Source organism: Streptomyces sp. NPDC028331 (assembly GCF_055565775.1).
Window position 1 is genome coordinate 116,102 of the sequence record NZ_JBVHTR010000026.1, and the last position, 8,042, is coordinate 124,143.

Genomic DNA, 8,042 nt, shown 5'->3' on the forward strand with positions numbered 1-8,042 from the left:
CCAACATCACTTCCGGGTCCTGACATGTACGCGACTGCATGTCACGCTTCCACCGCTGCCGCACATGCACCGCAACTTCACAACCGATCCGGCCGGTGACCCCACTCCGGCCGGAATCCCCCACAGAAGGAGCTTGTGTGACTCCCCGCTACGCGCGTCACCAGCGCACCACGCTGGCCATCGCCACCGCCGTCGCCGCCGGAGCCCTGCTCACCACGGGCCTGACCGCCACCGCCTCGGCCCAGACCCAGGCCACCTCCACCGGCAAGGCACCCCTCGCCGCCGCCCCGGCCTACCTGTCCGCCGCGGCCCGCACCTCGCTCATAGCGAAGGCCGAGGAGAACGTCGCCGAGACGGCCCGGCAGATAGGCCTCGGCGCCAAGGAGACGCTGGTCGTCAAGGACGTCGTCAAGGACGCCGACGGCACGGTCCACACCCGCTACGAGCGCACCTACGCCGGCCTGCCCGTCCTCGGCGGCGACCTCGTGGTCCACACCTCGAAGTCCGGCAGGACCGAGGGCGTGACCAGAGCGACCGGCGCCGCCATCAAGGTGGCCTCGCTCAAGCCGCAGATCACCGCCGCCAAGGCGGAGAAGCTCGCGGTGTCCGCCGCCCGGACGCTCGGCTCCGCCAAGAGCACCGCGGACGGCGCCCGCAAGGTGATCTGGGCGGGCAACGGCAAGCCCGTCCTCGCCTACGAGACGGTCGTCGGCGGCCTCCAGGACGACGGCACCCCGAACCAGCTCCACGTCATCACCGACGCGGCCACCGGCAAGAAGCTCTTCCAGTACCAGGGCATCGAGAACGCGACCGGCACCGGCAAGAGCCTGTACTCCGGCACCGTCAGCCTCAACACCACGCTGTCCGGGTCGACCTACCAGCTCTACGACACCACGCGGGGCGGCCACAAGACGTACAACCTGGCCCACCGGACCTCCGGAACCGGCACCCTGTTCACCGACTCCGACAACGTGTGGGGCACCGGCGCGGCGTCCAGCTCCAGCACCGACCAGACCGCGGCCGTCGACGCCGCCTACGGCGCGCAGGAGACCTGGGACTTCTACAAGAACACCTTCGGCCGCAGCGGCATCGCGGACGACGGCAAGGCGGCCTACTCCCGGGTCCACTACGGCAACTCGTACGTCAACGCGTTCTGGGACGACAGCTGCTTCTGCATGACCTACGGCGACGGCTCCGGGAACAACCACCCGCTGACCTCGCTGGACGTGGCGGGTCACGAGATGAGCCACGGCGTCACCTCCAACACCGCCGGGCTGGACTACAGCGGGGAGTCGGGCGGCCTGAACGAGGCGACCAGCGACATCTTCGGCACGGGCGTGGAGTTCTACGCCAACAACGCCTCCGACCCGGGTGACTACCTGATCGGCGAGAAGATCGACATCAACGGCGACGGCACCCCGCTGCGCTACATGGACAAGCCCAGCAAGGACGGCGGCTCCGCCGACTACTGGTCCTCGAGCGTCGGCAGCAAGGACGTGCACTACTCGTCCGGTGTCGCCAACCACTTCTTCTACCTGCTGTCCGAGGGCAGCGGCGCGAAGACGATCAACGGCGTCAGCTACAACTCGCCGACCTACAACGGCTCCACGGTCACCGGCATCGGCCGGGACAAGGCGCTGCAGATCTGGTACAAGGCGCTGACGACGTACTTCACGTCGACGACCAACTACAAGTCCGCCCGCGCGGGAACCCTCTCGGCGGCGGCGGCGCTGTACGGCTCCAGCAGCACCGAGTACAAGGCGGTGGCGGCGGCCTGGTCCGCGGTCAACGTGAACTAGCACGCACAGCCGACACGGCGGCCCCCGGCGGGAAGGTGACGCCGGGGGCCGCCCTGCGTTCGGTCGTCAAACCCCCGTCCGCCCGCCGGGCCACGACCGGGCGGTTGACGACAGGACCTACGCTGGGGCGCATGTCCTTCACGTACGAGGATGTCGGCGCCACTCGCGAGCCCGGCCACTGCCCCGAGGGCTTCCGCCCGCTGCACGTCCGTGCCCGCATCGGCGAGGGCGAACAGGTGTTCCGTCGCGCCGCCGAGGCGGTTCTGACCTGGGAACTGCACCGGGCGTTGGGCGTCGGCGTCACGGTCGGCGAGGACAGGGCGGCCCCGGGGGTGGACGTCACCATCACCGTGGCCGGCATGATCAAGGCCCCGTGCCGCGTGGTCTGGACGGTCGAGGAGTCCCGCCGCGCCGGCTGGGCCTACGGCACGCTGCCGGGCCACCCGGAGAGCGGTGAGGAAGCCTTCCTGGTGGACCGCACGGGCGACGGCACGGTCTGGCTGACGGTCAACGGCTTCAGCCGCCCGGCCAAGTGGTACACGAGGGCGGGCGGCCCGGCGGCACGGGGGTTCCAGCACGCGTACGCGCGGCGGTGCGGGGCGGTGCTGCGGAAACTGAGCACGGACGCCGCGGAGTGGTCTCCGCGGCGCCCGTGAGGGGTCCGAGCGCTCAGGAACCGTTCGACGCCCGCCCGGCGCCTCCCTCCAGCCCGGACTGGAGGCGCTCCCAGTCGGCGTGCAGGTCTCGCCACGCCGCGCTCGCGTACAGGGCGCCCTTGGCCTCGGACCGGGACAGGCCGAGGACCCGGGATGCCACGTAGATCGCCCCGATCGGCGACAGGCCCCGCTCGCGCAACTCCTGGAACACCTGCTCGCGCTCCAGCGGCCCACGGCCCGACAGCTCTGCCGCAACCGCGTCCAGCGTCATCCGGTCCATCCGCCTAGTCTCCCAGGCGCGGCCGGCGAGTCGGCCGACTGCCCGGCCGGCCCCTGGAAGGCGGCCGCCCCCGCGGGCGACCCGTTCAGGAGTCCGGCGACGAGCAGCGCTCCGAGCAACCCCCCGACACCCCGTGCGGACCGGAGTCTGCGCAGACGTCAAGAGTCAGCGCATCAGCACTCCCGCCGCCTCCGCCAGCTCCTCCGACGGCACCGCGACAAGCCCCAACTCCGCACTGGAGGCGAGGAGTCGGTGAGCGGGCAGGATCCGGACCGTGTAGCCGAAGGGGCCGGTGCGGTCCAGGGACAGGGGGCCCTCGTAGATCCAGCGGCCCTCCACGTCCGGCCCGCCCGCCGGTTTCAACGGCACCGCCGACGCGTCCTCCAGGCGGTCCTCCATGTCCACACGGCCCGCCACCGCCTGCACCTCCACGTCGTCGGGGCCGAGGCCGCCGAGGCCGACGCGGACGCGGAGTGCGAGTGTCGCGCCCAGTTCCGCCGTCTCGGTGGCCGCCGACGTCTCGACGTGGTCGACCGTGACCGACGGCCAGGCGGAGCGCACCCGCGCCTTCCAGCCCGCCAGCTCCCGCGCCGCGTCCGGTGTCATCGACCGGTGCGCGTGGGCCGCCGGGGTGTACAGGCGCTCCACGTACTCCCGGACCATCCGGCCCGCCAGCACCTTCGGGCCCAGGTGCACGAGGGTCCGGCGGACCATCTCGATCCAGCGGTCCGGCAGCCCGCCCTGGCCCCGCTCGTAGAAGCGGGGCGCCACCCGCTGCTCCAGCAGCTCGTACAGCGCCGCGGCCTCGAGGTCGTCGCGCCGGTCCTCGTCCGTCCCCGCGCCGTCGGCCGTGGGGATCGCCCAGCCGAAGTCCGGCTGGAACCACTCGTCCCACCAGCCGTCGAGCACCGACAGGTTGAGGCAGCCGTTGAGCGCCGCCTTCATCCCGCTCGTCCCGCAGGCCTCCAGCGGGCGCAGCGGGTTGTTCAGCCACACGTCACAGCCCGGGTACAGCTTCTGCGCCATCGCCATGCCGTAGTCGGGGAGGAACACGATGCGGTGGCGCACCCGCGGGTCGTCGGCGAACCGGACCAGCTCCTGGATCAGGCGCTTTCCGCCGTCGTCGGCCGGGTGCGCCTTGCCCGCCACGACGATCTGGACCGGGCGCTCCGGGTGCAGCAGCAGCTCCATGAGGCGGTCCGGGTCGCGCAGCATCAGAGTCAGGCGCTTGTAGGAGGGCACGCGGCGCGCGAAGCCGATCGTCAGGACGCCGGGGTCCAGCACGCCGTCGATCCAGCCCAGCTCCGCCGTGCCGGCGCCACGCTGCCGCCACGACGCGTACAGCCGCTCCCGGACCTCGAGGACCAGTTGCTCGCGCAGCACCCTGCGCAGGTCCCAGATGTCCTGGTCGGGGATCTCCGCGATCGCGTCCCAGCGCTCGCGTACGCCCTCCGTCATGGCGTCCTCGGTGCGTTCGGCGCCGATCTGCCGCGCGCCGAGCCGGAGCACCTCCGGCGCCACCCAGGTCGGCGCGTGCACCCCGTTCGTCACGGACGTGATCGGCACCTCGTCGGCGTCGAAGCCCGGCCACAGGCCCGAGAACATCTCCCGGCTGACGTTGCCGTGGAGGAGGGACACCCCGTTGGCCCGCTGGCCGAGGCGGAGGCCCATCACGGCCATGTTGAACAGGTTCGGTTCGCCGCCCGGGTAGGTCTCCATGCCGAGCCGCAGGATCCGTTCCACGTCGATGCCCGGCAGCTCGGCGTCCGGGCCGAAGTGGCGGGCCACCAGCTCCCGGTCGAAGCGGTCGATGCCGGCCGGGACGGGTGTGTGGGTGGTGAAGACCGTGCCGGCCCGCACCGCCTCCAGCGCCGGGTCGAAGTCGAGCCCCGTCTCGCACAGTTCCGCGATCCGCTCCAGGCCGAGGAAGCCCGCGTGCCCCTCGTTGGTGTGGAACACCTCGGGCTCGGGGTGCCCGGTCAGCCGGCAGTACGTGCGCACCGCGCGCACCCCGCCGATGCCGAGCAGCATCTCCTGGAGCAGCCGGTGCTCGCTGCCGCCGCCGTACAGCCGGTCGGTGACGCCCCGCTCGCCGAGGTCGTTCTCCTCCACGTCGGAGTCGAGCATCAGCAGCGGCACCCGGCCCACCTGGGCGAGCCAGATGCGGGCCTTCAGGCGGCGGCCTCCGGGCAGGCCGAGGGAGACCTGGGCGGGGGCGCCGTCGGGTTCGCTCAGCGGTGTGAGCGGCAGCTCGTTGGGGTCGAGGACCGGGTAGTGCTCCTGCTGCCAGCCGTCCCGGGACAGCGTCTGCCGGAAGTAGCCGTGCCGGTAGAGCAGCCCCACGCCGATCAGCGGGACGCCGAGGTCGCTGGCCGCCTTCAGATGGTCCCCGGCGAGGATGCCGAGGCCGCCGGAGTACTGGGGCAGCGCCGCCGTGATGCCGAACTCGGGCGAGAAGTAGGCGATGGCGGCGGGGAGGCCGGACGACCGGTCCTGGGACTGGTACCAGCGGTCGCCCGTCACATAGTCGTGCAGTTCGTCGGCGGCCGCGGTGAGGCGGCGCAGGAAGCGGCGGTCCTCGGCCAGCTCGGCGAGCCGGGCGGGCGGCACGCTCCCCAGCAGCCGCACCGGGTCGCCGCCCGAGGCGGTCCACCGCTCGGGGTCGACGGACTGGAAGAGGTCACGGGTCTCCGCATGCCACGACCAGCGCAGATTGCGCGCCAGATCGCTCAGCGGCTGGAGGGCTTCGGGGAGGACGGGACGTACGGTGAACCTGCGGATGGCCTTCACGAATTCCACCTTCACGGAGGACGTACGTAGCGTCTCCGACGGTACGCTGCCCGGCTCCCTCGCCGCCGGGTTTGCAGGCACTGGGGGCGAGCCGTATCCCCCTGGAGCTCCGCCCCCGGATTGCCCCGACCGGCCGAACGGCCTCGTCCTCAAGCGCCCGACGGGCTGGTCGCGCCCGGGTCGGGCTGGGACGTGGACGCCGTCGCCCCCGGTCCGAGCCGACCGAAAAACAACGCAACTTTTACACATCCGCCATCCCCGATATGGCCGATTCCCCACGCATAGGCGACCTTGTGGCGGTTCGCCCCCGCACGAGAGGCTTCAGGCGGCGTACCGGTCGTGAACTGCTGCCGGACCACGCCGAGTTGGGAGGGGAACCCGAGTCATGGCACGGATGAGAAAGGCGCGTCTGCGCTGGGCGGGCGGTCTGACCGCCATCGCCACGGTCGCGGCGCTCGCAGCCGTCGCGCAGCCCGCGCAGGCGGCCCCGGAGGGAGCCGTCCTCGGTGCCGGTGCTCCCGGCGCCGTCAGCGGCAGCTACATCGTGACGCTCAAGGGGGGAACTCAGGCGCTGTCGGCCACCGGCAAGGGCATCGCCGAGAAGTACGGGGCGAGAATCAGCCAGACCTACGGCAGCGCGCTCAACGGCTACGCGGTGACGGTCGGCGAACGGCAGGCCCGGCGTCTCGCGGCGGACTCCCGCGTGGCCTCGGTCGTCCAGGACACCCGGGTCTCGCTCGACCACTACCAGAAGAACCCGCCCTCCTGGGCCCTGGACCGGATCGACCAGCCGAGTCTGCCGCTCGACCAGGGCTACACCTGGCCCGAACCGGCGGGCGCGGGCGTGACGGCGTACGTCATCGACACCGGCATCCGCATCTCGCACAAGGACTTCGGCGGCCGGGCGAGCTACGGCTGGGACTTCGTCGACAACGACGCGACCGCCCAGGACGGCAACGGGCACGGCACCCACGTGGCCGGCACCGTCGCGGGCACCGCGTACGGCGTGGCCAAGCAGGCCAAGGTCGTCGCCGTGCGCGTCCTCGACGACAACGGATCGGGTACCACCGCGCAGGTCATCGCGGGCATCGACTGGGTGACCAAGCACGCGAGGAAGCCCGCCGTGGCCAACCTGAGCCTGGGCGGGTACGCGAACGCCCAGCTCGACGCGGCCGTGCGCAACTCCATCGCCTCCGGCGTCACCTACGCGGTCGCCGCCGGCAACGACGGGCTCGCGGCCGGCCTGTACTCCCCGGCCCGCGTCGATCAGGCCATCACGGTCGGCGCGAGCGACCGGAAGGACGCCCGGGCGGGTTTCTCCAACTGGGGTCCGAGCCTTGACCTGTTCGCCCCCGGTGTGGCGATCACCTCGGACTCGAACGCGAGCGACACCGCCACCGCCACGCTGTCCGGCACATCGATGGCGACACCGCACGTCACGGGCGCCGCCGCCCTCTATCTGGCCCGCCACCCCAAGGCCACCCCGGCGCAGGTGAGCCAGGCCCTCGTGCAGCGGGCGGCCTCCGGGAAGATCAAGGCAGCGGGGATCGGGTCGCCCAACAAGTTGCTCCAGGTCGACAATCCTTGACCGCCGGTTAACCGGACCCGCGTACCCTGACCGGCCTCGCCCCTTGTCTCGGGCGGGGCCGGTCCTCTTCGCTGTACTGAATGCGGCCGGTCTTGAACGTAGACATACGCGTGAGTAGTTAACAAAGTGCCGGAATGCCCACCCGTACTGCGGGAAGGCTCCTCCGGTAACCCCGCCGGCCCACCTTCCGACACCCCATCCGCCCGGACATGTTGACGCGGACAGGAGCGGTCATGCCCCCGACGCACCACTCGCCGGCACCCCCGGCACCTGGCACCATCCCCTCACGACAGGCCGACGCCGGCCCCCCCGCCCAGCGGACACCCGCCCCGGACGCGGGGCCGAGCCCGGCGCCGGACCCGGGTCCCGTCCTCGGACGCATCCCCGTCCTCGACGTGCGGCCCCTCGTCCTCGGCGGCCGGCGCCCGGCCAAGGCCGTGGTCGGCGAGGAGTTCGAGATCTCCGCGACGGTGTTCCGCGAGGGCCACGACGCCGTCGCGGCGAACGTCGTCCTCACCGATGCCGAGGGCCGCCAGGGGCCCTGGACACCGATGCGTGAACTGGCCCCCGGCACCGACCGCTGGGGCGCCACGGTCTCCCTGCCGAGCGAGGGTCACTGGACCTACGCCGTTGAGGCGTGGAGCGATCCGGTCGCCACCTGGCGCCACCACGCGGGGATCAAGATCCCGGCCGGGATGGACACCGAACTCGTCCTGGAGGAAGGCGCACGGCTGCATGAGCGCGCCGCCGCCGGCCTTCCCGAAGGCGAGGACCCGCAAGGAGTGCTGCTCGCCGCGGTCGACGCACTGCGCGACACCGGCCGCCCGGCCGCCTCCCGTCTTGCGGCGGCGTTGACTCCGGAGGTGGATGCGGTGCTGGCGCGGTATCCGCTGCGTGAGCTGGTCACGTCGTCGGAGCCGTTGCCGTTG

Annotated in this window: 6 protein-coding genes; 4 read left to right on the top strand and 2 right to left on the bottom strand. The window is 72.1% G+C overall.

What is annotated here, in order from left to right; all coding sequences use genetic code 11:
• Nucleotides 1–137 precede the first annotated feature (137 nt).
• Both ACZ4SW_RS30605 and ACZ4SW_RS30610 read left to right on the top strand, forming a co-directional pair.
• Entirely contained in the window at nucleotides 138–1,799 is a 1,662-nt protein-coding gene (locus ACZ4SW_RS30605; RefSeq protein WP_468251967.1) for a M4 family metallopeptidase, read from the top strand.
• A 131-nt stretch (nucleotides 1,800–1,930) separates the two neighbouring features.
• Nucleotides 1,931–2,455, top strand: a complete 525-nt coding sequence (locus ACZ4SW_RS30610; protein ID WP_468251968.1) for a DUF1990 family protein — start codon at nucleotides 1,931–1,933, stop codon at nucleotides 2,453–2,455.
• A 13-nt stretch (nucleotides 2,456–2,468) separates the two neighbouring features.
• Here the strand turns inward: ACZ4SW_RS30610 and ACZ4SW_RS30615 are convergent, their stop codons facing one another.
• Both ACZ4SW_RS30615 and ACZ4SW_RS30620 read right to left on the bottom strand, forming a co-directional pair.
• A complete protein-coding gene (locus tag ACZ4SW_RS30615; protein WP_468251970.1) occupies nucleotides 2,469–2,735 on the bottom strand; it encodes a hypothetical protein in 267 nt (88 codons plus the stop codon).
• 165 nt (nucleotides 2,736–2,900) lie between these two features.
• Nucleotides 2,901–5,525, bottom strand: coding sequence for a glycosyltransferase family 1 protein (locus ACZ4SW_RS30620; RefSeq protein ID WP_468251971.1), 2,625 nt, complete (start codon nucleotides 5,523–5,525; stop codon nucleotides 2,901–2,903).
• Nucleotides 5,526–5,910: 385 nt separating this feature from the next.
• Here ACZ4SW_RS30620 and ACZ4SW_RS30625 point away from each other — a divergent pair, with 385 nt between their 5' ends.
• Together ACZ4SW_RS30625 and ACZ4SW_RS30630 are read left to right on the top strand one after the other, a co-directional pair.
• Nucleotides 5,911–7,113: a S8 family peptidase gene (locus ACZ4SW_RS30625; protein WP_468251973.1), complete on the top strand. Its 1,203-nt coding sequence runs from the start codon at nucleotides 5,911–5,913 to the stop codon at nucleotides 7,111–7,113.
• Between the two features lie 233 nt (nucleotides 7,114–7,346).
• Nucleotides 7,347–8,042 (top strand): maltotransferase domain-containing protein (locus tag ACZ4SW_RS30630; RefSeq protein ID WP_468251974.1); only part of this gene is annotated, 696 nt, incomplete at its 3' end.